This window comes from Alistipes sp. ZOR0009, assembly GCF_000798815.1.
Taxonomy (GTDB): Bacteria; Bacteroidota; Bacteroidia; order Bacteroidales; family ZOR0009; genus Acetobacteroides.
On sequence record NZ_JTLD01000002.1, the window covers coordinates 52,642 to 74,069 of the forward strand.

A 21,428-nucleotide genomic window follows, 5' to 3' on the forward strand; every position below is an offset into this window, starting at 1 on the left:
TTAAAGAGAAGGCCATCCTACGGGATGGCCTTCTCTTTTTTTGTTGGTATGATATCTATTCGCTAGCTTTTTCACTAAAATAGCTACCTTACGGCGGATTTTAGTTCGGAATTAATAGTTTTGATACCATGGTAGAACTTCTGGAGTCGGAAAAGCGTAGATATGCAAAGTTGATGGAGCTTGAGGGGTTTGGTTACGAAGAACTGGTTAAGCTTAAAAACTCAAAGGTTGGCATTGTTGGTTTAACGGGTGTGGGCGTTAGTACGCTTTTGTCTGTTGTAACCTCTGGCGTTAGCTTTGTTAAGGCTGTTGATTTTAATTCGATAACAGAAAATTCGCTTCCTCAGGGTACGTTTTTTGGGAAGGGTGATATTGGTAAGCTAAAGACAATAGCGCTGAAGGAGAAGTTGGTTGATTTACGATTGGTTGAAAATATTAGTATAAGTAACGTAGAACTTCGAGAGTCTAACGTAGATGCTATTTTGCAGGGGCTCGATCTGGTTATATATGCTAGCTACAATAGGGAAACCATAAAAATACTAGGAGAGTATTGCAAAGGAAAAGGAATTCCTTTTGTCTGGACTATTGGATGTAAAAATAGCTCCTACCTGCTATATGCTCCATCTGAAAATGTTATGGACTATATCGAAGCGGCAATTCAGGCAGTTGATCCATGCTTTAAATGCGATTGTTACTATGCCAGTTTTGTTAGCTCAATTGCGGGTGGTGCAGCAGCAGCCGTAACGGTAAATGCGCTATTGGGCCGAGCAACACCAATGCTTCGTAAATGCGATGCAAATACAATGAAAGTTGAATTTCTTAGGTTAAACTAAATATAAACTCGACATGAGACTATTACTTATAAGCAACTCCACAAATGCTGGTGAACCATACTTGGATTATCCTAAATATGAGATAAAAAAGTTTTTGGGTGATATCAAAACGGTACTTTTCATCCCTTATGCAGGAGTTACTTTTTCTTACGATGAATATGAGGCTAAAGTTGCCAACAGATTATCAGAGGTTGGTATTGAGGTTAAGTCAATTCATCATTTTACAAATCCTGTTGAGGCTGCTGAGAATGCAGAAGCAATTGTAGTGGGAGGTGGAAATACTTTCCGTTTGTTAGAAAGAGTACAGGCTAATGGCTTGCTTGATGTAATTCGTAAAAAGGTGATGCTCGGAACTCCTTATATCGGGTGGAGTGCGGGTTCTAACCTTGCTTGTCCTACTATCAAGACAACTAATGACATGCCTGTTATTCAACCGCAATCCTTCAACGCTTTCAACTTGGTTCCTTTCCAAATCAACCCACACTATTTGGATGCGCATCCTGATGGGCATGCTGGAGAGACTCGCGAGCAGCGTATTGAAGAATTTATTGAGCTAAACCAAGATGTTACGGTTGTTGGTTTGCGCGAGAGCTGTATGATTTTGGTAGAGGGAGGTCAGTATAAGCTAATTGGTCCACACCCTGTGCGTGTGTTTAAGTTTGGAGAAAAGCCTCAAGAGATAACGGATCTCAACGCATTGAAATTTTAGTTTTTTTACTTTATACCATAAAGGCTGCTCAATTGGGCAGCCTTTATATTTTTATTTCAACTTCATAACCTGTAAAAGTTCTTAGGTTAACTACCCTTCCCTCATTAAAAATCAGGTATTGTCCTCTAATTCCTTTTAGGATACCACTTATTTGGGGCGTTTTGTTGAAATTTAAGGATGTGACTTTAGCTGGATATTTTTCGACGGGGTAGGCTATTTTTTGGATGCTGAAATCTTCGGAAAGATATTGGCCTAACTCTCCCTGTAAAAAATTCCGAAGCTTATTTCTCTCGTCGTAAAGGTTTATGTTAGGCTCGATGTTGGTGAGCATTGAGCGCCAGTTTGTTTTGTCAGAGAAGTTTTTCATAAGCTCGACTTCTATGATGCCGGCTAGGTATCGGTTGGGAGTTTGGGCAATAATTAGCCCTTGAGAGGCTCCTTGATCTATCCAACGTGTTGGTATTTGAGTATGGCGTGTTACCCCTACTTTTAGACCTCCCGAAATGGCAAGATAAACGTAGTGATCTATAAGGCAGTGTTGCTCTGCATAGGTGATGTCCCGAGCAATACCAACGTGAGCTTGGCATAGGTGAGGTTTTAATACGCACTCCTCTGTTTCTGGTGATGAAATGAAGCAGGGGTAGCAATAGCCTTGTCCAAAGGATTTCTTGGTAACCTTTCCGCATGAAACGCACCTTATCTTGCCCGTAAAATTCATTGAAATTTCTTGTCCTAGGTACGAGTTGATGTTGATGGGATCTTCGTTGGTGCTTAATAGGTAGCTGACGTAGCCATTTTTATCGGCTGATACCCTCATTTTTCTGAGTTCTGCGGTTATCATATCTAATGTTTTATACAAAAATATAGAAAAAAAGAAGATTTTTTGCATTTGTAATTATCACAAAAACAGCTATTAATGATTTTTTTGGCAAAAAAATGAAAAAAAACACACTACTATGTGTAACCAAGTACAGTGTTTAATCGTTATACTTGTAAAACAAACTAAGATGTTTAAAACAGTAATTGGTATCACCCCTGCTTTGTTGATGAGATCGTAGAATTCCAAACAGCAAGAAGGAGCCAGTAAAAATAAAAAAACAGTAAGCATGAAAACAACATTGTCAGTTAATATCGGAGGAATGAACTTCATCATTGATGAGGATGCCTACACAAGACTTAGCGCTTACATTGCTGCTCTTAAGCGCAAGTATGCGTCTCAAGTCGGGGGAGAGGAGATTGTTTCCGATTTGGAGGCTAGAATAGCAGAGCTATTTAGCCAAGAAATTAAAACGGCTCAGCAAGTGGTTGGCTTGAGGCTTGTAAAGCAGGTTATCGCTACGCTGGGAGATGAGGAAGAGCTAGGAGCAGGAACATCAGCGCAAACAACATTTACTAACGAACAAAAAAGAAACGCAATGGCTTACAAAAGATTTTATAGAGATCCCAACGGAATGGTTCTTGGAGGTGTATGTACAGGCCTTAGCCACTACTTTAATGTAGACCCTGTTTTATTCCGTATCATTTTTGTGGTGCTGCTACTCGGTGGTGTTACCGTTATTCTTTACCCGCTTATCTGGATTATAACACCAATGGCGGTAACTCCTTCGCAACGATTGGAGATGAAGGGAGAGCCTATTACTCCTGAAAATGTGGAACGTGAATATCAAAACATGAATAACAAGAGATAGCCATGAATATTGATAACAACAAAGCGCAAATGCGTAAAGGTATCCTAGAGTATTGCATCCTGATGATACTCGAAAAGGAGGACGCCTACGCATCAACCATCATCAGCGATCTAAAAGATGCTGAGATGATAGTGGTAGAGGGAACTTTATATCCGCTGCTTACACGTCAAAAAAATCAAGGCTTGCTAAACTACCGCTGGGAGGAATCTCCTCAAGGTCCACCCAGAAAGTACTACACACTTACCGAAAAGGGTAGGGATTATTTAAAAGAGCTGCATCAGTCGTGGGATGAGCTTGTTGAGCAAATAAAGGCTATTAGAACAAAGTAAAAACTATAACTATGAATACTACACATAAAGTTAGCATTGGAGGAATGGCTTTTGTGGTTGAAGAATCAGCCTATAAGGAGCTAAAGCTGTATATTGATAAGCTAGAAAATCAGTTTCGACATAGAGCCGATGGCTCGGAGATTATTGCCGATATTGAATCTAGGATTGCTGAGTTGATTAACGGAAAGCTGCTAAATCCCGATCAGCTGGTTACATTGGCTGATGTTAAGGATGTGATTTTTAGGTTAGGTGACCCATCAGAAATGGATGAAGGTGCCGAGAAGCCAGTAGACGACACTTCCTATAGCGCTGCTTCTACGTCATCGCGCAGGCTGTATCGTTCTGCAGAAAGTAAGGTTATCGCCGGTGTTTGTGGTGGATTGGGCGCGTATTTTAATATCGATCCAGTTTGGCTAAGAATCGCATTTGTAGCGTTAACTATTGTAGGTTCTCCTATTGCTGTTGGATGGGTTTTCTTGCTGACCTATATCATCCTCTGGATATCTACGCCTTACGCAATTTCGGTGTCGCAAAAGTTGGAGATGGAGGGTAAAAAAGTCACCGTTTCGACAATTGAGCAGCGCATAAGGGATGAGGCAAACGCTTATGCGCCACATGTGAGATCGGCAGGAGATCGGTTATTTTCCGTTTTTGTTGCTGTTATAAAGGTTTTTGTGGTGTTCTTTATATCCATTTTTGTAATAGCTGGATTAGCATTAAGCGCTGCATTGCTAGCATTGCTTGTTGGATTTGAGCCTTCTTTCCTGTTTAATTTTGGCGACTATCATGACGGTTCATTAGCTGCTCTTTTCAATGTTATGTACAGCTTTTTCCCCAACGTGTTGTGGTTTAACATATCGCTTTTAGCGCTAGTTTTCATTCCAACCATACTTCTGATTGTTCTTGCCATAAAGCTGATGTTTCGTTCTCATTTCCGAACTAGGTTTGTCGCCATTCCGTTGGTTGCAGTGTGGGTTATTGCCCTGTTTGTAACATTCATTACCGGAGTATCAACCTTAAAGAATTCGTTTGGAAGTAGTAGAACTGTATCTGAAACCGTTGTTGCACCAGCTGCAATCGATACTTTGAAAATTGGGTATAGCTCATCGTTGCAGCTAAAGGCTAATGATGTATCGTTGGTTTTGCATAACGAGAGCGACGACGAGGAGTGGAGTAACGATGATTTTTGTGATAACGGCGACTGGATTCATCACGATGGCTTTTCGATTACATCGGCAGATAGTAACCCCGCAGATGTGAAGCTAACGGCTAACAGCACCGTTTACGTTCGTCCGTTGGTAGAAGTAAAGTATGATGAGAATATCGAGAAGCCACAGGTTGTTGTAAAAAAGTGGGCAACAGGACGAAATTATACTGTTGCAGGATCAACGGCTGAGAGCATTAATTTTAAGGCCGAATTTAAGGGCGACTCTCTGCTTATTTCTCCAGCAATACCTTTACTTGTTAAAGATAGAATATTGAAAGGGGTAAAGCTAACTGTTCGCATCCCGAAGAATAAATTCTACCGAATTGGAGACGAAATGAGGGGCACCATAGTGAAAACGCGATGCAGCCAAGTAAATGGTGTTTACCATTACGATGCCAATAATTATACTGATAATGAATGGGATAATGCAGAGTCTGTAGACACCGTAATGGTTCGATAGTTTGACAATAATTAAAAAGAACTTTAAAATCATGTGTGGGGGTATTGCAGAATTGGATTTTGTCCATATCTTTGCACCGCAATTGCGACAAAAACGGTTGAAAAACCAAGTCGAATTGTAGAAATTGACCTATGGTGTAATGGTAACACTACTGATTTTGGTTCAGTCATTCTAGGTTCGAATCCTGGTAGGTCAACGCAAAGGCTCAAGCAATCGCTTGAGCCTTTTTGCTTTTATGGCTTTGATTAAATAGCTATTTTTATCTTTCAATCATAAACCCAAAAGCTATGGTCTACAACTTTATTACATCGGAGCCAGAGATTCGAGAGAAGATTAACGTCAACTACCGTTACTACACCATTAAATCCTTTACGTTTGCTCTTTTAACCGAAAAGGGAGACGTTATTAGTCGTGAGGTTGGCAATACATTTATCACCAATCCTTTGTTTAAAAAGGGAAATTTTCCGTTGAAAATGGCATTAGGAGAGCTGGTTGATGCCAATACAAGTGCGCAGGAACGGATTCTAGGTCGCAGCCTGGGGGTTAAAATCGTAAAGTTGGAGGTTGAGCCTTTTGGTCGTAGGGCTGCTGTTGACGACGACAGAATTTATAACTTCGATCCGTTGGACTAAGGGTTTAAATCCTACTTTTAATATTGAGATAATGGCTGTACATAAAAGCCTATGGGCTTCAATTAAAAAAACGAAGTTCGATAACTTTGTTTTGGCAATTTTGGGGATGATTCTTCTTGGTAGGTTTTTGCCTCAGGTTGGAGTTTACCGCGGAGTTGTAGATTTAGATAAAATTTCGGACGTAGGTGTTTCGCTTATATTTTTCTTTTATGGGCTTAAGCTAAGTCCCGATAAGCTGCGAAGTGATTTAGGAAACCTACGCCTTCATGCCGTGGTACAGGCTGCTACCTTTGTAGTCTTTCCTCTGGTAGTTTTGGTTGCTATGCATCTTTTCTCAACTCCATCTACCTCCTTATTGTGGGTTGGTGCCTTTTTTATGGCGGCTTTACCTTCTACCGTTTCCTCTTCTGTTGTGATGGTTTCGATTGCCAAAGGGAATATCCCAGCAGCAATTTTCAATGCCAGCATCTCCAGCTTGGTTGGAGTGTTCGTGACACCACTTTGGATGGGGCTTATTTTGACATCTGGAACAATGCAGATGGCAGACATGTCTGGTGTTGTGGTAAAGCTCATTTGTCAGGTGCTAGTTCCTGTGGCTGTTGGCATGATGCTTAACCGTCGTTGGGGGAAATGGGCTGCTTCGCATTCTAAAGGGTTGAAGCTTTTTGATCAATCCGTAATTCTATCCATCGTTTACATGTCGTTCAGCGAGTCTTTTTCTAAGAACTTGTTCTCAGAATTGTCGTGGGTAAACTTGGTTGTTTTGTTTGTCGGAGTTGTGGCTTTGTTTTACCTCGTTTATGGGCTAATAAGCATTGCTTCGAAGTCGTTAGTTTTTAGTCGAGAAGATCGGATAACGGCGCTGTTTTGTGGTTCTAAGAAATCGTTGGTTCATGGAACGGTAATGTCCAGCATCCTGTTTTCGGGAATGGGAAGTTTGGGAATTATTTTGCTACCAATAATGGTTTACCACGCATTGCAGCTCGTTATCGTGAGTTTTATCGCTCAGCGAATGAGCGATGAAGTTGATTAGCTGCATAAGATGTTAGATTTGCCTTAAGATATCCCTATTGAATAGATTCGATAGGGATTTTTGGTATATTGTCCGTAATAATTTGTACCGTAACTACACCACCAAAACCATAACAGAAACGCTATGTTTAAACGATTTGGCATCGCAGTGTTGCTGCTGCTAGCATACGAAGGGCATGCTCAGCTACTACCAGCATCGGGGCGCGATTTGATTCGTCAGATGTACGAAAAGAACCATCAGAAGTTTTATACTACGCTCACCTTTTCTCAAAAAGTTTTTAATTATCAGAATGATTCGGTTACATCCACCGATGTGTGGCATGAGGCCTATTCCTCGCCGAGTAACCTTATTTTGAAATTCAGCAGCTGGGAAAGTGGGAATGGAGTGGTGTTTGCTAAAGATAGCCTTTACACCTACGAGAAGGGGATTTTGAAGAGTAAAAGGCAGCGTGTGCACGATTTGCTGGTTTTGGGCTTCGATGTGAATAATGTTGCTCCGGATGTGATGATTCCTCGAATTGCAGGCATTGGATATAACCTAAACAAAATTGAGAGATCGATGTGCCTAGGTCGGAATGCCTGGCTGGTTGGAAATTCTGAGACCAAATGTTTTTGGGTTGATATGGAAACTTTGCTGTTTTTGAAGATGTCTGATAAAACGGGCGACAATCCGCGCAGCGTAGAGTTTGCGAAGTATGAAAATGTGGAAGGCTGCCCTGTAGCAACGGAAATAAGGTTCTACAAAAACAGCGGACGGCTCTATATGGTCGAAAGCTACTTCAATGTTCGGCCTAATGTGGCTGTAAATGCCGAAATTTTTAACCCGTTTAGGTTTGCTGAGGCTAGGTGGTAGGTTGTGAGCCTTGCGAGATAAAATGGGTGCCTTTAGAGTTAGATTGATATAAACAGCAAAGAGCAGGAGATAATCCTGCTCTTTTACTTTTAAACCGGTTCCGATTTGATTAAACCGCCTTTTACTTTATGCTGATACTTTTGGTGACGCTTGTATACCCTCCAAATATGCCTACTCCGTTTGTTACATTGGTAAATACCTGCACTGGTTGCACTACAGGAATGTCGACTGTTTGCATGTACAGGTAGTAGGTGCGCTTGTACTCCCAGAATTCTTCTGTACATCGTTTAAGCACCACCTCTAGCGTCGCGTTGTTGGCTCCGCTGCTATACCCGTTATCAAGAAATGAAAATATAATGCTTTTTGTATTTCCGTTGAAGTTTCTATCCTGAAATAGAAGCTGTGCTTCATACACTCCATCTAGGCTGTTCTCGCAATCAAAATCTTTTGTTGTTATGCCAATGTTGGAGTAGCTCGAGTAGCTTCCTTTTTCACGAACCTCCAGGATGTAGTAGTCTTCCGTATCTGCAGTGTCTATAATTTCTGCTGTTACCTGAATTACGGCGTCTCCTTCATAGGTAGCTTTGCGCGCGCTTATATTTCCTAGGGTAGGGTAGTTGGGTACGTATGTCGAGGCGCTAACCGTAGGAAAGCCTTCCTCAAAAAGTTCAACGTCGTAGAAGCTGCCCATTTGGGCTTTTTCTGTTGACACGTAGTACCCTTTTCCAATGTTGTTCAGCGTCACAATTTCTCCATCTACATAGAGGAATGGCGTGGCGTTATCTATATATTTAGTGCTCGTATTGTTGAATAGGGGAGTTGTCTTTCCTATAAAAATCTTTAGTAGGCTGTCGGCCGTAATCCCCGCGTTAACTACCATTTTAGTTTCGCCTTTGGGAAGGTAGATTTGGGCATCCTTTTCGCAGGAGCCGAGGGTAAGGCTTAATGAAAAGAAAATAGCGGCAGCGATTGGTATGCGGATACTTCTACTCATAGTCTAAAATTTGAGGCTGTAGGATACAGACGGTATTAGGGTAAATAAGCCCACAGTGGTAAATGTACCTTTGTCGTAGTTGGGGTACACGTAAAAGGTGTTTAGGCGGTTGTAAACGTTGTAAACACCCAGCGTCCAAGTGCGTTCGTACCATCTTTTTTTCTTTCGGAAGTTTACTCCAAAATCTAGGCGATGATACGAGGGAAGTCTCACATTGTTTCGGTTGCTAATGTAGCTTACTTGATTTTTGGAGCCTGTGCCGCTAACGTCTCCTTCGTAGGCCGGATAGTTGTCGGTTCCTAAGGTGTATGCGCGTCCTGTGCTGTAAACCCAAGTGGCTCCAACATCAATTTTAGGCGAAAACTGGTAGTTGCAGGTAATGCTTACATCGTGACGGCGGTCGTAGCTGTAGGGAAATTTTTTGCCAAAATTGAGCTCGTTAAAAGTTCTATCGCTCCAGCTTAGGGTGTAGCCAATCCATCCTGTTAGCTTACCAACCTTTTTCTCGATAAGAAACTCGGCTCCATAGCAATCTCCCTTTCCGGAAGTAACCTTGTCTTCCCAGTTAACGTCGCTTGTGTTGAAGATGCTTCCATCTTTATACTCAATGATTCGATTCATGCGCTTGTAGTAGGTTTCAAGGCTAAAAAGAACATCGCCCAAGTTATACGTGTAGCCAAGGGCTACTTGGCGCGAGTGTTGAGGCTTGACCTTTTTGGTGGTTGGCACCCACAAGTCAGACGGTAACGATAGCGATCCCGAAGTAAGAAAGTGTAGGTACTGCGACATCTCGGCGTATGAAAACTTTATGGAGGAGCGGTTGGAGGTTAGCCAGCTTAGCGATAGTCTTGGCTCTATGGAGCAGTAGGTGTGGCTATCTACATTAAAAAGCGATGTTCGGAGTCCAAAATTACCGGTAAGGCGAGAGGTTAGCCTTATTTGGTCTTCGTAGTAGGCCGCCAGCTCTTTGGCGTAGATGTGCTTGTTCTCAACCTCCTTATCTTCGGTACCCTGTTCTGTGATTATCTGCTCGCTAACCGAAGGGCTAAAGATGTGGTATATTGCAGACACCCCAAATTTCATGGTATGCTTGGTAGATGGCAGGTAGTCGAAGTCTATTTTGGCGCCAATGTCATCAATACCCGAAAGGAAGCGGCTGGTTATATCCTGGTTGTTATCTGGCTCGTCCGATTTTTGGGTGTAGCTGTTCTTTATCCTAAAGTTGTAGCGGGTAAATGTTGTCGTTGTGTTGGCAAAAAGCTTCGGCGAGAAGATGTGGTTCCAGCGGAGGGCTGCAATTCCATTTCCCCAGTTAATGCCGAAGTTGAGCTTTTCTATTGACGATACCTCGTTTATCGAAAAGTTATCCTCGTACTTATAGCTCATCACGTCTCGCCCTTTGTACAGGCTCAGGTAGAGGCGGTCGTTATCCGAAAATTTATGGTTGATTTTGGCGTTTATGTCGTAGAAGTAGACAGACGGGATCTCGTTATATCCCGATTTGTCGCTCGATAGGGCTTTAAATAGCAGATCGGCGTAGGTGCGCCTAGCCGACACAATGAAGGAGGTTCTGTTTTTTACTATCGGGCCGTTTATGCTAAGCTTCGACGAGATAAATCCGAGGGCAACTTCGCCTTCGTACTTTTCCATGTTTCCGTCCTTCATGCGGATATCAACAACCGAAGAAAGCCGCTCGCCAAATCGGGCAGGGAATCCGCCTTTGAGCAGCTGGGTGCTGTTGATGGCATCGGCGTTGAAGATCGAAAAGAAGCCCAGCAGGTGCGCTGCATTGTAGATGGGAACCCCATCGAGCAGTATGAGGTTTTGGTCGGGGCTACCTCCTCTGATGTACATCCCCGCGCTGCCTTCGTTGCCCGTTTTTACGCCGGGCAGCAGCTGCAGCGTTTTTAGCACGTCGGCTTCGCCAAAAAGGATGGGGGTACTTTTTACGTAGTCCATCGATATGGTGTTGGCGCTCATCTGCGGCTTGAAGTGAAAGTCCAGCTCCTTATTTCCTTTAACCACCACCTCCTCCAGCAGCTGGCCGGGCGATAGGCTCACGTTGAGCGATAGGTTTTCTTTTAGGTCTATCTGCTTTACTTGTGGTCGATACCCTACAAAAGTAAAGGCCAGCTCGTAGCTGCCCTCCTCCAGCGTGATGCTGTAAAAGCCAAATTCGTTGGTGCTTGTTCCTATGGGCTGCCCCTTAACGGCAACCGTTGCGGCTATGAGCTTTTCGCTGCTTCCATCCTGCGATAGGTAGCCGCTAATGGTGTACTTTTTTTTTTTCGTGGGTGTGGGTGGCCTTACCGGGGCTTTCACCTCTTCGAGTATGAACGAGTGCGCCTCTACGCGGATAATCTTAAAGCCAGTTTTTTGGGTGAGCTGCTGCAGCGCCTCCTCTACGTTTTTGTTTTCGATGTTTACGTTAACCTTTACTTTATCGGTGAGGCTGGGGTTGTAGGCTATTTGTACGTTATATTTTTTCGAGATGGATTTAAGGGCTTGGGTGAGGGTAACCTGGGCGAAGTGCTGGGTTACCCGCTGCTGGGCTCGGGTTTTTATCCCCCCAAACAAAAAAAGTAGCAGTATAAAGGGAACAAGGAGCACCTGCGCTCCTTTTCCCCGTTTATGTTGATGCATGTTTTACTCTTTTGCTGATAGTACCACGTGGCTGTTTACCGATTTGTAGCTGATTCCCATTGGCTGCAGCGTCATCTTAAAGGCTATGTCAATATTCTTGGTGTTGAAGTATCCGGAGTAGGTGAGGCTATCGAACCTTTCCTTGTTTTCGAAGCTTACCCCAAACTGGCGCTCGAGCTCCGAGAGCACATCCTTAAACAGCACCTTGTCGTAGTAGAATTCGCCTGTCGTCCACGAGGGGGCAGGGAAGCTGATGCTGGCCAGCGTCACCTTGTTGTTCTTAAGATCGGCCGAGAGGGTTTGCCCTGCTGCGAGCTTAAGCTTATCCTTTTGTCCGCTGATACCTACGCTAATTAACCCTTGGAAACAGTGTACGCGGTAGCTGTCGTTGCGGCTGTACACGTTAAATCGAGTGCCCAGCACGGTTACCTCTCCAGCTTTGGTGGCTACGTCGAATCCCTTGGTATGCTTTCCGTAGAAGTAGCCTTCTCCCTCGAGCTTCACCTTAGGCGAGAGCTTCCATAGGAAGGTGTTGTAGCTGATGGTGGTTCCGGAGTTGAGCTTTGCCTGCGAGCCGTCGGGTAGCACCACGCTTAGCTGCTGGCCTGTACCCACCACTACCGTTTTCTTGCCGTTAAGGGCAAGCATCGAGATGGCGGCAGCACCTACCATCACTGCGGCGGCGCTCCATTTTAGCACCTTGATAAATCGGTTAGGTTGGCGTTGCGATATGGAGGTCTGTATGCGCGTGCGAATACGATCGCGCACCTGATCGTTTACAGCTGGATTGGCTAGCGGTAGGAGGCGTAGCTCTTCGCGCAGCTCGTCGGCCAGCTGGCGGTTGTGCGCCGACTCGGTATACCAACGGCTCCACGGGCTATCTTCCGTTGGCGTATAGAGCCACAGGATAAATTCCTTGTTCTCTAGCAGCTTATTTTTGTCTTCTCTATTCATCGTAGCGATGCGTTATACTTTTTAGAGCTTGTCTTTTCCGTATTGTACTCGGTTGTTAGACAAAAAATGATTAAAAAATATGCGGGTAATGGTTGTTTTTTATTGGATAGCTCTAAAAAAGCTTGGGTAGCAGCAGCACAATAACCGCTACAGGCAGCTCTGTACCCTCCCTCATTCGCTTAAGCCCCTGCGAAAGCAGGTTGCGTACCGACTGGTTGTTGATGCCCAGCACCTGCGCAATCTCGTCGTGCGAGAGGTTGTTGTAGAAGCTCAGGTAGATTACCTCGCGCTGGCGGTCGCTCAGCACAGCAAGGGTTTCTTGGATTAGCGAAAGCTGCTCCTTGTTAAGCTCCGAGCTGATGATGGCCTGCTCCACGTCGATGTCGAGCTGGAAGTGCGACTCCTGAATCTCGTCCTGAGGCATTTCGCGGCGGTCGGCCCGATGCAGAATCTCGCGACGAAGCGAGGAGTAGAGGTATGCCTTTATTGACTGGGGGGTATTAAGATGCTCCCTACGTTCGTAGATACGTACAAACAGATCGTGGATGGAATCCTCGACCAAGGTAGAATCCTTGGTAAACCGGCTGCCGTAGATCAGCAAATCGTCTACGTAGCTGCTGTATATGGTCTCGAAGGCCGTAGAGTCGCCCTCCTTGAACCTGCTCCAAAGTAAGTTCCGTTCCATCTGCCCCCTCTACATTTTTTATTTAATCGTGCAAAGATAGTTTTTTCCGTCAAACGGGGATGAGTTAGCGTTGATCTCCTACCATTTATTGGATGATTTTACTTCGGGTGCAGCGTTTGGGCGGGTGCTATACGTATGGTAAAATGCTTCGGCAAAATATCTCGATCAATGGCCTATGGCACACCAAGGTTGGCAGTATTTATTAATCCATATACAGTGAAATTATGATCGGAGTTATTACCTACGATGCGCCGCATCGTAAGACACAGGATTTGGTAACCCAGCTAATGCTTAACGGGTATTCCGAAATTCACCTAATTGCCATTCCTTGGGTAGCAAGGAGAAGGTTCGAGCCCATATTTAACCATCGGCCATCGGGGTGCGTAAATATCACCGCCCACGAGCTGGCCCAACGGCTTAAGCTACCGTTCTCGCGGGTTGATGCCGAGGGCCTAAACCACTTCTTCTCCAGTAGGCCGTTTCGGCATATTCTGGTTGCAGGGGCTGGGATACTGCCCAACGAGCTAGCCTTAAACCATAAGATAGTCAACTCTCATCCGGGATATCTACCCAACGTAAAAGGGTTAGATGCCTTTAAGTGGGCAATCTACAACGGGCAGCCCATAGGAGTAACAACCCACTATATTTCTGATAAAGTAGACGAGGGCGAGCTTATCGAACGAAGGATTATCCCCGTTTACTTCGAGGATTCGTTCCATAACGTGGCCTACAGGGTTTATGAGGCCGAAATTGATATGCTCGTAAATTCGATTAGCCTGATTGAGGGCAACCACGCTAAATGCGAATCGTTGGCCGATGGTAGGTATGCGGCCAATAGGCGGATGCCCCAAAACTACGAGCTGGTAATGATGAGCAGGTTTGAGGAGATAAGAAAAAAATCGGGTTCCTACCGAAGCCAGTAGAATGCGCCATTAATGGGAGACGCATATAATGCGTTTTACGCTAGCCGAAGCTTAAATTAGACGCACGAGGCTCGGAGGAATTTAGCTACGCTGAACTCGCATTTCGTGCTTCGGTTGCAATTCCGTCGAACTTAAGTAGCAGGGAAACGCATACAATGCGTCTCTACGGTGCGCTTGATGAACCTTTGTGCAGCAGGCACCTTTGCGTCTGTCGAACCGCTTAGCAGTTCGCCTAACGGAGTACGTTCAGAACCCCTCCGTTTAGGTTCCCTAACCCCAACGATGTGGTTCCCCAACCCCAACGATGTGGTCCATCAACCCCAACGATGTGGTTCCCCAACCCCAACGTTGTGGTCCATCAACCCCAACGATGTGGTTCCCCAACCCCAACGTTGTGGTCCACCAACCCCAACGTTGTGGTCCATCAAGCCCAACGATGTGGTTCCCTAACCCCAACGTTGTGGTTCCCTAACCCGAACGATGTGGTTCCCTAACCCCAACGTTGTGGTTCCGCGACGAACCGTTGTGGTTCCGATAGCCATCGTTCCGTCAGTTTACCCCATCGTTCCGTCAAACAACCACAACCGAGGGGTTAGCTAACCCCATCGGTTCGTCAACTTAAGGCAACGTTTCGCCAAAACATGCCTCGGTTTGGGTTCCCTAACCCCAACGTTGGGGTTGCTGTAGGCGAAGCTTTATATAATTCGACGCAACGATGGGGTTGACCAACCCCAACGATGCGGTCCACCAACCTAAACGTTGCGGTTTCCTAACCCGAACGATGTGGTTCACTAACCCCAAAATCTTGGTGGCTCCCGGCTTCCTAGCTTCTGGGAATGGAAAACAGCTGATGTGTGTGGGCTTCCGAGCTGCTGGAAATGAAAAACAGCTGATGGGTGTGGGCTTCCGAGCTGCTGGAAATGGAAAACAGCTGATGGGTGTGGGCTTCCGAGCTGCTGAAAATGGAAAACAGCTGATGGGTGTGGACTTCCGAGCTTCTGGAAATGGAAAACAGCTGATAGGTGTCGGCTTCTAAGCTGCTGGAAATAGAAAACAGCTGATGGGTGTGGGCTTCGGAGCTGCTGGAAAAGGAAAACAGCTGATGGGTGTGGACTTCCTAGCTTCTGGAAATGGAAAACAGCTGATGGGTGTGGACTTCCTAGCTTCTGGAAATGGAAAACAGCTGATGGGTGTGGACTTCCGAGCTTCTGGAAATGAAAAACAGCTGATGGGTGTGGGCTTCCGAGCTGCTGGAAATAGAAAACAGCTGATGGGTGTGGGCTTCCGAACTTCTGGAAATGGAAAACAGCTGATGGGTGTAGACTTCCGAGCTGCTGGAAATAGAAAACAGCTGATGGGATTGCTAACCAGCTTTGCTCTTTTTTTGCTAGCTTGGCAGCAACATATAAACTAAAATTGAGATCGAATGAGTTTGGATGAAGAGTTTAGTAGAATATCGTTGAATGTCTTTGAGCAATTAAAAGAAACAACTAAGGATGAAGATTGGAATTCTGCTTTTGAAACATTGAAAATCTATGACGGTAAGTTATCTTCTGATTTTTTTGTTTTAGGTTTAAATTCATTTTTTGCAAAGTATTACTATCGTAAGAACGATTTTGAAAATGCAGAAAAATTCATTTTAAGATATATTGGTTTAATGGAGAATAAGGTTGACTTAAATTCGGAAGAAATTCAAGAGTTTCATCGATTCTATTCTATGTTAGGTTTTGCTAAATCGAAAAATGAAGATTTAGAAGGAGCTTTTGAGGCGTTTAAAAAATCTATAATGACTTTGGGTTTAAAACAACAAAAAATAGCAAATGATAACTATTACTACTGTTATAGAAAAATAGATACATTCTTATTGCAAAATTTGTCGAATCGGGATATTACAGTTGCTAGTCCCAGTGTTTTTAATGATCCTGTTGATTGTCCATTCTTTCCTATTATGGATGCAAGATCTGATATTTTTGACACCACTGCTGCTAAGAAGGCTTATGGTTATTTTAAAGTAGGATGCTTTGTTTGTAACAAGAACTTGAGCGGGAGGGTAAAAAATGAAAATGCATTACCAGAATATAAAAATCTTTTGATGTGGGGGCATTATGCCAACGGACATAGAGGTGTGTGTATTAAATATAAGTTTAACTCCGAATTTCTGGCCCCAACCCAAGACTGTCCGACATTAATTCTTGATGTTGAGTATAAGGATGACTACTCTCTGAACAATGAAAAAAGTAAATTTAGACCGCAGGAGTTCTTAGCGACAAAAAATAGCTGCTGGTCTTATGAGAATGAGGTGAGGCTGCTACATTACGATCCGAACTGTAATGACAACTATAAAAATTTGCCTTTGGGAGATCATGGTAAGGTAGAGGCTATCTACTTTGGGATGAAATGCACTGAAAGAGATATTAATTGCATTAAAAAAATATTGGGAGAAGAAGTTGCTTACTACAAGATGAAGCAGCATAATAACGACTTTTTTCAATTGATAGCGGAGGTGGGCTCCTAGCTGCTGAAAATGGAAAACAGCTGATGGGTGTGGACTTCCGAGGTTCTGGAAATAGAAAACAGCTGATGGGTGTCCATTTTTCCAAGCGTTTAAGTGGACGACAGCAGATGCATTTCGATTCTTACACAAAAACAAACGTAACACTGTTTAAGGTTGTCAGATTTTGGCTACCTTCGAAACGGTATCCTCCTTAGAGGGAACTGCAGGTAATGCGGAAATAATCGCAGCTAGCAGCGTATACCATAGATGTTATGCCCAATTGAGGAAAAATGAAAGAAAATATTTATCAAACTGATTTTAATAAAACTCCTAAGGTTTTTGAATTCATCAAGAATCATCAAAACATTGATGCTATTAAGCATTTGGAGTATCACCCAGAAGAAATAAATTTAAAGGGTTGGATGGATCATACTCCTCTTCATACAGCTGCTGAATTTGGCAATTTTGAGATGACAAAATATCTGATTGAAAATGGTGCTGAAATTAACGCTGAAAGAAATGGTGTTTATGCTACTCCATTGTGTTGGTCGAAAACACTTGAAATTGCAATATTACTATTGGATTCAGGTGCAACAATGAATGATAGAGAATTGGACATGGCGACTCGTGATGATAGAACAGAGATTATTAACGAACTATTGACAAGGGGAGCCAAAATAAACTTGGATGAGCCCCAATTTTTGAATTGCCATTCTATAAAAGCACTTGAAGTTTATTTAAATCATAATATTGATATAACTCTAACAGATAAAAATAGAAGTTCAATATTACATAGTAAAGCATGGGCAGATGATGTGGAAGTTTTTGAATTTGCATTTAAAAAAGGAGCAAGATGGAATAAAGATAGTAGTAATCGTACTCCATATGTTCTGGCTCAACAAGGAGCTAGGGAAAAAATTATTCAACACTTACAGGAAAATTATCCTGAACTTACTTCCCATCAGATAACAAAAATTCAAGAACCAGAATCACTATCATTTGAGCAAATATATTTTTTCTCTGAACATCCAGTTGAAAAGGATGAAATTATTGCTTTAACCGAATCATCAAAGCTCTTAAGATACATATCTAAAGATAATCAATTTAATGCTATTAATGGAATAAGTATTGATTTGCCCACTATTCGCAATTTTACATTTGATGAGTCTAATAACATAATTATTCCTACTTTGGACAATAAACTTCTAAAAGTAGATTCAAGAACATTCGAATTATTGGAGTCAATTAATTTCTATGAAGCGAAATTAGACCAAATCACATTTCTTCCGAGGAAGAAAATATATTTATCAAGTGATGGTTGGACAAGCTATATTCTAGACTTAGAATTTAATATACTTATGAAACACACTATGGATAACGGTGTGTTATTTCCGTTTATCAATAAGGATGAAAATTTAGTATCTACTTATTGTTATGACCAAGAGACATATCACAGCATTTACACGTTTTCTGAACAGTATGAATTGAAACATGTCCACACTTTTTTCATCGAGTGGAATAATTCCTCAGAAGGTTTTGGGTTTAATAAATCAGGAACCAAATTTGCGGTTTCATTTCCAAAATTTCTATCTCTTTGTGAGGTACAAGGTGAAGAGGTTAAAACTGATTGGTCAATCGACATATCTAAATTTACTTCGGAGCATGACCTAAGTGATTTAATTTTTATTGATGATAATTTCATCGCGCTTGCAAAAGGTAAAAAAATAATACTATACTCATTGACAGGAGAATTAGTGAATCAGACAGAATTAGATTTGAAGTCTGAAATCAGAGAGATTAAGTTGAGTAATAAACTTAACTCAATTATAATTAGAACACCTTCAGAGATAATCTCTATAGAGATTGAGAAAATCAAAAAGGGCATAACAAAGTATAAAAGTAATGGCGGCAATAGTTCTGATCTGAATGTTCGTATAAATAAAAAACAATTGCCTTGGTGGAAAAGACTGTGGTCATAAAATCGCCACCCTCGCTAGCCGAAGTTTAAATTAAACGCACGGGGCTCGGATCGTTTAGCTTCGCAGGGGGGAGCGCATCGAAGAAACATACCTATTGAAATACTTGGGGAAAGGGAACTTTCCCCTTTTTTATTTTGCGGGTGCAGCGTTTGGCAGGTGTGGAGGCGTATGGTAGGTAGCCACCGTTGGGTGGCTATTTAAAATCGACTAGCTATGCACGAACGGTATTGTACCCGCGCAGCCTACTTTGCAGAGCAGGCTGCCGTATCGGAAAGGTTTATTTTGCCCAGCGTGGCAGGCAGCCTGCAGGGCAGGGGGCGCCTGCGGGTGCTGGAGGTGGGCTGCGGCGGTGGTGGTAGCCTAAAGCCCTTTTTGGATAGGGGCTGCGAGGTGTTGGGCCTCGATTTGGCGCGCTACCAGGTGGAGTGCGCCCGCCACTTCTTTGCCGGGCATCGCCACCAGGCCAACCTCACGCTGCTATGCGGCAGCGTCTACGATCTCGATCCAACCCAGACAGCGCCTTTTGATCTGATTATACTACGCGATAAGCTCGAGGTGGTTGCCAACCAGCAGGTGCTGCTGCAGCGGCTGCGCCAGCTGCTGGCCCCTTCGGGTACCCTGTTTGTGAGCATCGCCTCGTGGTGGAAGCCCTTCGAGGAGCATCGCCAGCGGTGCTGTAGCGCCCTGCGCTGGATTCCGGTGGTGCACCTGCTGCCGGGCCAGCTGTACCGACGGCTGCTGGGGTGGGCTGGCGAGAGCACGGCCTGCATCGAGGCGCTGATGCAGGCGCGCAGCCAGCGGTTGTGCTTTCAGCGATTCTTGGGGTGGATTAGGCGGATGAACTACCAGGTGGTTCGGAGCGACTTCTACCTGCATAACCCGCAGCGGCAGGTGCGCTTTGGGCTTGCGGCCAACCCGTTGAGGTGGGGCGGCATCCCCTTTCTGCGCGACTATATCTGCTCCACCTGCTACTGCGTGCTGGCGGCCCAGTAACGAAAAACCCCGCAATACGTGTGCCGTCTGCGGGGTTGGGTTAAGCTATTGTTTGGGGTGCCTATCTTTCTGCTGCCGCTCGTAGCGGTTGGATAGTAGCATGGTGGTAAATGAGCAGGCCATGCTAATCATGTTCATGTAGGCCATTCGGTTGGCTTTCCATGTTGGATTTTGGTAGTCCACGTATGCTGCCGAGATTATCAGCATGATGAGCGCAATGGTGGCTAACGCTATTCTTACTTTTCGGGCCATCTTGATGGTTGGTTTGTGTAAGCATTCTAACTATGTTCTGTCGGCGCAAATGGCAGACCAGAATGCCCAACGCTATGCCAGCGGTAATGCCAGCCAGAATGGCGGCGTGCTGCCGAACCCATGCCCCCAGGAAGGATGGCTGTAGGACCTGCCTTTGGCCATCGGTAAGCAGCATGGTTGCAATGAGACCCCCAACTATCGCCACACCCAGCAGCGAGGATTTCCTGCCGAAGCTGTATCGCTTGATGGTTTGGGTGGTAAACTCGTCGTGGGGTAGGGTGTAGTCGACCCTTTTTAGGGTGCGAATCTCTACCAGCATGATGGGTATACCTACCACAAAGAGTAGGGCAAAAGCTACATCTACTCCCAGCCCCTTAAGGGTGGACGTTTCGGAGTAGCCTGCGGTAATGGCTATCGCCTTTCCCACTAGGCTAATGCCGAAGTAGGCCATTAGCATGTATAGCGATCGGATAAAACGACGATCCTGCTCTTTTATGGCTGCTGCTGCTGATACCATTGGGGTTGCTGTTTGGTGGTTATTCCTTGTGGGGTTCATTTTTACAATCATGTGGTGCTATTTGGTGATGCTTGCCTTAATGGCGCGCAGCTCCTCGAGTATCGGTAGCTTTTGGGTGTACCACATAATGGCTGCAATGATAAGTCCAAGTCCAAGCCCCAAAACAAGGGGTATTTGGCTTTCGAGCACGTTGGTAAGCGTTGGTGCGTGGGCGCCCGCCCGTATGTAGACGAGTGAGACATCGCTAAGGATCAGAAATGGGATAAGGGCAATGGCGTACTCCTTGGGAAAGAAGGCAAACTTCTTTTCGACATCGGCTATAAATTGCGCAACAGGTGCGTTGTAGTCCGAGGCGCCAATCTTCTTGTACTTATACCTAAAAATGGGTAGCACGGATAGGATGCCTAAAACGTATAGCCCATATCCCCACCAGGCCGAGCTGTCGGGTTTTTCGATATACTCCATAATCCCCACAATGGCGTATATGGCGGCAAAGGTGACCATCAGGATGCTTGCGGCTGCAAGAATCATCTTATCGCGGCGGTCCTCCTTGCGAACACGTTCCACAATGCCCTCCACCTTACGGGTGAATTCGAGGTTTACGTTTTCGTCGCCCTTATATGCTAGCGACTGGAAGCTATTTTTTAGATCGTCAATATTCATGGGTTGCATTTTTAGTATTAAACGGCATTCTGCATGGCTGAAGGAAACTCGGCGGCGGCAATTTCGGTAAGACGTTGCTTAATGCGGTGTACTTTTACCCGTACGTTACCTTCTGTAATTCCTAAGATTTCGGACATCTCGCGCTGCGATATATCTTCGAGGTATAGGCCGATGATGGTTCTATCCGAGGGGTCGAGCTGGTTGATGCAGCGGATAAGCTGCTCGATGTTGGGCTCGGTGCTGGTAGGCGGCTCGGTATCCAGCAGGTCGAAACCTTCGGGTATCGATCGCGTCTGCAGCCCTCGCTTTAGGCTCCGCACGTGGGTGAGGCAGGTGTTTAGCGCAATGCGGTATATCCAGGTGCTCATGGCAGCTTCGCCACGGTACGAGCCTAGGTTTTCCCATACGCGGATAAAGATATCCTGCATCAGGTCGTTGCGCTGGTCTGCATTGCCGGTGTACAGGCAGCAGAGGCGGAATATTCGGTCGCGGTTTTGTCGGAATAGCTCCTCGAAAAGCCTTTTTTCATCTCCCATTTCTTAGGATTTAGAAGGTCCTCAAATCTTTTTACCCCTATTGGATGCCAAA

At 44.5% G+C, this 21,428-nt stretch carries 23 protein-coding genes and 1 tRNA gene; 16 read left to right on the plus strand and 8 right to left on the minus strand.

Annotated elements, in window-relative coordinates; all coding sequences use genetic code 11:
• Nucleotides 1–128: 128 nt before the first annotated feature.
• The gene (locus L990_RS00385; RefSeq protein ID WP_047444367.1) at nucleotides 129–833 is read left to right on the plus strand and encodes a ThiF family adenylyltransferase; all 705 of its coding nucleotides are present in this window, start codon (nucleotides 129–131) and stop codon (nucleotides 831–833) included.
• Between the two features lie 13 nt (nucleotides 834–846).
• A complete protein-coding gene (gene pepE, locus L990_RS00390; protein ID WP_047444369.1) occupies nucleotides 847–1,542 on the plus strand; it encodes a dipeptidase PepE in 696 nt (231 codons plus the stop codon).
• A gap of 43 nt (nucleotides 1,543–1,585) precedes the next feature.
• Here pepE and L990_RS00395 read toward each other — a convergent pair whose 3' ends face one another.
• The gene (locus tag L990_RS00395) at nucleotides 1,586–2,383 is read right to left on the minus strand and encodes a DUF2797 domain-containing protein (RefSeq protein ID WP_047444444.1); all 798 of its coding nucleotides are present in this window, start codon (nucleotides 2,381–2,383) and stop codon (nucleotides 1,586–1,588) included.
• A gap of 265 nt (nucleotides 2,384–2,648) precedes the next feature.
• Between L990_RS00395 and L990_RS00400 the strand changes: the two genes are divergently transcribed.
• From L990_RS00400 to L990_RS00430, 7 genes are all read left to right on the plus strand, one after another.
• Nucleotides 2,649–3,230 carry a PspC domain-containing protein gene (locus L990_RS00400; protein ID WP_081981554.1) on the plus strand — a complete coding sequence of 194 codons (582 nt, stop codon included), beginning with the start codon at nucleotides 2,649–2,651 and terminating at the stop codon, nucleotides 3,228–3,230.
• Between the two features lie 2 nt (nucleotides 3,231–3,232).
• Nucleotides 3,233–3,559, plus strand: coding sequence for a PadR family transcriptional regulator (locus L990_RS00405; RefSeq protein WP_047444373.1), 327 nt, complete (start codon nucleotides 3,233–3,235; stop codon nucleotides 3,557–3,559).
• Nucleotides 3,560–3,570: 11 nt separating this feature from the next.
• Nucleotides 3,571–5,226, plus strand: coding sequence for a PspC domain-containing protein (locus tag L990_RS00410; protein ID WP_047444375.1), 1,656 nt, complete (start codon nucleotides 3,571–3,573; stop codon nucleotides 5,224–5,226).
• Between the two features lie 125 nt (nucleotides 5,227–5,351).
• Nucleotides 5,352–5,422: transfer RNA gene (locus tag L990_RS00415), tRNA-Gln, on the plus strand.
• 91 nt (nucleotides 5,423–5,513) lie between these two features.
• Nucleotides 5,514–5,858 (plus strand): hypothetical protein, encoded by a 345-nt coding sequence (locus L990_RS00420; protein WP_047444377.1) that lies wholly within the window; start codon nucleotides 5,514–5,516, stop codon nucleotides 5,856–5,858.
• A gap of 31 nt (nucleotides 5,859–5,889) precedes the next feature.
• On the plus strand, nucleotides 5,890–6,891 hold the full coding sequence (locus L990_RS00425) for a bile acid:sodium symporter family protein (protein WP_047444379.1): 1,002 nt from the start codon (nucleotides 5,890–5,892) through the stop codon (nucleotides 6,889–6,891).
• A gap of 123 nt (nucleotides 6,892–7,014) precedes the next feature.
• Nucleotides 7,015–7,743, plus strand: coding sequence for a hypothetical protein (locus L990_RS00430; protein ID WP_047444381.1), 729 nt, complete (start codon nucleotides 7,015–7,017; stop codon nucleotides 7,741–7,743).
• A 121-nt stretch (nucleotides 7,744–7,864) separates the two neighbouring features.
• Here the strand turns inward: L990_RS00430 and L990_RS00435 are convergent, their stop codons facing one another.
• The 4 genes from L990_RS00435 to L990_RS00450 all read right to left on the minus strand — a co-directional run bounded on the left by L990_RS00435 (nucleotide 7,865) and on the right by L990_RS00450 (nucleotide 13,019).
• On the minus strand, nucleotides 7,865–8,737 hold the full coding sequence (locus L990_RS00435; RefSeq protein ID WP_047444383.1) for a DUF4249 domain-containing protein: 873 nt from the start codon (nucleotides 8,735–8,737) through the stop codon (nucleotides 7,865–7,867).
• 3 nt (nucleotides 8,738–8,740) lie between these two features.
• Nucleotides 8,741–11,380: a TonB-dependent receptor gene (locus tag L990_RS00440; RefSeq protein ID WP_052180612.1), complete on the minus strand. Its 2,640-nt coding sequence runs from the start codon at nucleotides 11,378–11,380 to the stop codon at nucleotides 8,741–8,743.
• Nucleotides 11,381–11,383: 3 nt separating this feature from the next.
• Nucleotides 11,384–12,334, minus strand: a complete 951-nt coding sequence (locus L990_RS18930; RefSeq protein ID WP_052180613.1) for a FecR family protein — start codon at nucleotides 12,332–12,334, stop codon at nucleotides 11,384–11,386.
• Between the two features lie 112 nt (nucleotides 12,335–12,446).
• Entirely contained in the window at nucleotides 12,447–13,019 is a 573-nt protein-coding gene (locus tag L990_RS00450) for an RNA polymerase sigma factor (RefSeq protein WP_052180614.1), read from the minus strand.
• Nucleotides 13,020–13,243: 224 nt separating this feature from the next.
• Here L990_RS00450 and L990_RS00455 point away from each other — a divergent pair, with 224 nt between their 5' ends.
• The 7 genes from L990_RS00455 (at nucleotide 13,244) to L990_RS00480 (ending at nucleotide 19,408) form a co-directional block, all read left to right on the plus strand.
• The gene (locus L990_RS00455; RefSeq protein WP_047444384.1) at nucleotides 13,244–13,942 is read left to right on the plus strand and encodes a formyltransferase family protein; all 699 of its coding nucleotides are present in this window, start codon (nucleotides 13,244–13,246) and stop codon (nucleotides 13,940–13,942) included.
• Nucleotides 13,943–14,119: 177 nt separating this feature from the next.
• A complete protein-coding gene (locus L990_RS19775; protein ID WP_156121252.1) occupies nucleotides 14,120–14,392 on the plus strand; it encodes a hypothetical protein in 273 nt (90 codons plus the stop codon).
• 265 nt (nucleotides 14,393–14,657) lie between these two features.
• The gene (locus L990_RS00460) at nucleotides 14,658–14,978 is read left to right on the plus strand and encodes a hypothetical protein (RefSeq protein WP_052180615.1); all 321 of its coding nucleotides are present in this window, start codon (nucleotides 14,658–14,660) and stop codon (nucleotides 14,976–14,978) included.
• Nucleotides 14,979–15,002: 24 nt separating this feature from the next.
• Nucleotides 15,003–15,356 carry a hypothetical protein gene (locus tag L990_RS00465; protein ID WP_052180616.1) on the plus strand — a complete coding sequence of 118 codons (354 nt, stop codon included), beginning with the start codon at nucleotides 15,003–15,005 and terminating at the stop codon, nucleotides 15,354–15,356.
• 12 nt (nucleotides 15,357–15,368) lie between these two features.
• Nucleotides 15,369–16,457 carry a DUF2971 domain-containing protein gene (locus L990_RS00470; protein WP_047444386.1) on the plus strand — a complete coding sequence of 363 codons (1,089 nt, stop codon included), beginning with the start codon at nucleotides 15,369–15,371 and terminating at the stop codon, nucleotides 16,455–16,457.
• A 269-nt stretch (nucleotides 16,458–16,726) separates the two neighbouring features.
• Nucleotides 16,727–18,415 (plus strand): ankyrin repeat domain-containing protein, encoded by a 1,689-nt coding sequence (locus L990_RS00475; protein WP_047444388.1) that lies wholly within the window; start codon nucleotides 16,727–16,729, stop codon nucleotides 18,413–18,415.
• A gap of 213 nt (nucleotides 18,416–18,628) precedes the next feature.
• Complete coding sequence (locus L990_RS00480) at nucleotides 18,629–19,408, plus strand: class I SAM-dependent methyltransferase (RefSeq protein WP_047444391.1); 780 nt, start codon at nucleotides 18,629–18,631, stop codon at nucleotides 19,406–19,408.
• A gap of 124 nt (nucleotides 19,409–19,532) precedes the next feature.
• Here the strand turns inward: L990_RS00480 and L990_RS00485 are convergent, their stop codons facing one another.
• From L990_RS00485 to L990_RS00495, 3 genes are read right to left on the minus strand one after another with little or no spacing between them, the layout of a single operon-like run.
• Nucleotides 19,533–20,228 carry a hypothetical protein gene (locus L990_RS00485; RefSeq protein ID WP_047444393.1) on the minus strand — a complete coding sequence of 232 codons (696 nt, stop codon included), beginning with the start codon at nucleotides 20,226–20,228 and terminating at the stop codon, nucleotides 19,533–19,535.
• 6 nt (nucleotides 20,229–20,234) lie between these two features.
• Nucleotides 20,235–20,840: a hypothetical protein gene (locus L990_RS00490; protein WP_047444395.1), complete on the minus strand. Its 606-nt coding sequence runs from the start codon at nucleotides 20,838–20,840 to the stop codon at nucleotides 20,235–20,237.
• 17 nt (nucleotides 20,841–20,857) lie between these two features.
• Nucleotides 20,858–21,376, minus strand: a complete 519-nt coding sequence (locus tag L990_RS00495; RefSeq protein WP_047444397.1) for an RNA polymerase sigma factor — start codon at nucleotides 21,374–21,376, stop codon at nucleotides 20,858–20,860.
• Nucleotides 21,377–21,428 lie beyond the last annotated feature (52 nt).

Coding starts and splice junctions, on each gene's coding strand:
- L990_RS00470 (WP_047444386.1), top strand. CDS start 15,369: ATGAGTTTGGATGAAGAGTTTAGTAGAATATCGTTGAATGTCTTTGAG.
- L990_RS00430 (WP_047444381.1), top strand. CDS start 7,015: ATGTTTAAACGATTTGGCATCGCAGTGTTGCTGCTGCTAGCATACGAA.
- L990_RS00465 (WP_052180616.1), top strand. CDS start 15,003: ATGGGTGTGGGCTTCGGAGCTGCTGGAAAAGGAAAACAGCTGATGGGT.
- L990_RS00490 (WP_047444395.1), bottom strand. CDS start 20,840: ATGAATATTGACGATCTAAAAAATAGCTTCCAGTCGCTAGCATATAAG.
- L990_RS00495 (WP_047444397.1), bottom strand. CDS start 21,376: ATGGGAGATGAAAAAAGGCTTTTCGAGGAGCTATTCCGACAAAACCGC.
- L990_RS00405 (WP_047444373.1), top strand. CDS start 3,233: ATGAATATTGATAACAACAAAGCGCAAATGCGTAAAGGTATCCTAGAG.
- L990_RS00455 (WP_047444384.1), top strand. CDS start 13,244: ATGATCGGAGTTATTACCTACGATGCGCCGCATCGTAAGACACAGGAT.
- L990_RS00475 (WP_047444388.1), top strand. CDS start 16,727: ATGAAAGAAAATATTTATCAAACTGATTTTAATAAAACTCCTAAGGTT.
- L990_RS00385 (WP_047444367.1), top strand. CDS start 129: ATGGTAGAACTTCTGGAGTCGGAAAAGCGTAGATATGCAAAGTTGATG.
- L990_RS00410 (WP_047444375.1), top strand. CDS start 3,571: ATGAATACTACACATAAAGTTAGCATTGGAGGAATGGCTTTTGTGGTT.
- pepE (WP_047444369.1), top strand. CDS start 847: ATGAGACTATTACTTATAAGCAACTCCACAAATGCTGGTGAACCATAC.
- L990_RS00425 (WP_047444379.1), top strand. CDS start 5,890: ATGGCTGTACATAAAAGCCTATGGGCTTCAATTAAAAAAACGAAGTTC.
- L990_RS19775 (WP_156121252.1), top strand. CDS start 14,120: ATGAACCTTTGTGCAGCAGGCACCTTTGCGTCTGTCGAACCGCTTAGC.
- L990_RS00480 (WP_047444391.1), top strand. CDS start 18,629: ATGCACGAACGGTATTGTACCCGCGCAGCCTACTTTGCAGAGCAGGCT.
- L990_RS00485 (WP_047444393.1), bottom strand. CDS start 20,228: ATGATTGTAAAAATGAACCCCACAAGGAATAACCACCAAACAGCAACC.
- L990_RS00395 (WP_047444444.1), bottom strand. CDS start 2,383: ATGATAACCGCAGAACTCAGAAAAATGAGGGTATCAGCCGATAAAAAT.
- L990_RS00435 (WP_047444383.1), bottom strand. CDS start 8,737: ATGAGTAGAAGTATCCGCATACCAATCGCTGCCGCTATTTTCTTTTCA.
- L990_RS00450 (WP_052180614.1), bottom strand. CDS start 13,019: ATGGAACGGAACTTACTTTGGAGCAGGTTCAAGGAGGGCGACTCTACG.
- L990_RS18930 (WP_052180613.1), bottom strand. CDS start 12,334: ATGAATAGAGAAGACAAAAATAAGCTGCTAGAGAACAAGGAATTTATC.
- L990_RS00400 (WP_081981554.1), top strand. CDS start 2,649: ATGAAAACAACATTGTCAGTTAATATCGGAGGAATGAACTTCATCATT.
- L990_RS00440 (WP_052180612.1), bottom strand. CDS start 11,380: ATGCATCAACATAAACGGGGAAAAGGAGCGCAGGTGCTCCTTGTTCCC.
- L990_RS00420 (WP_047444377.1), top strand. CDS start 5,514: ATGGTCTACAACTTTATTACATCGGAGCCAGAGATTCGAGAGAAGATT.
- L990_RS00460 (WP_052180615.1), top strand. CDS start 14,658: ATGGGGTTGACCAACCCCAACGATGCGGTCCACCAACCTAAACGTTGC.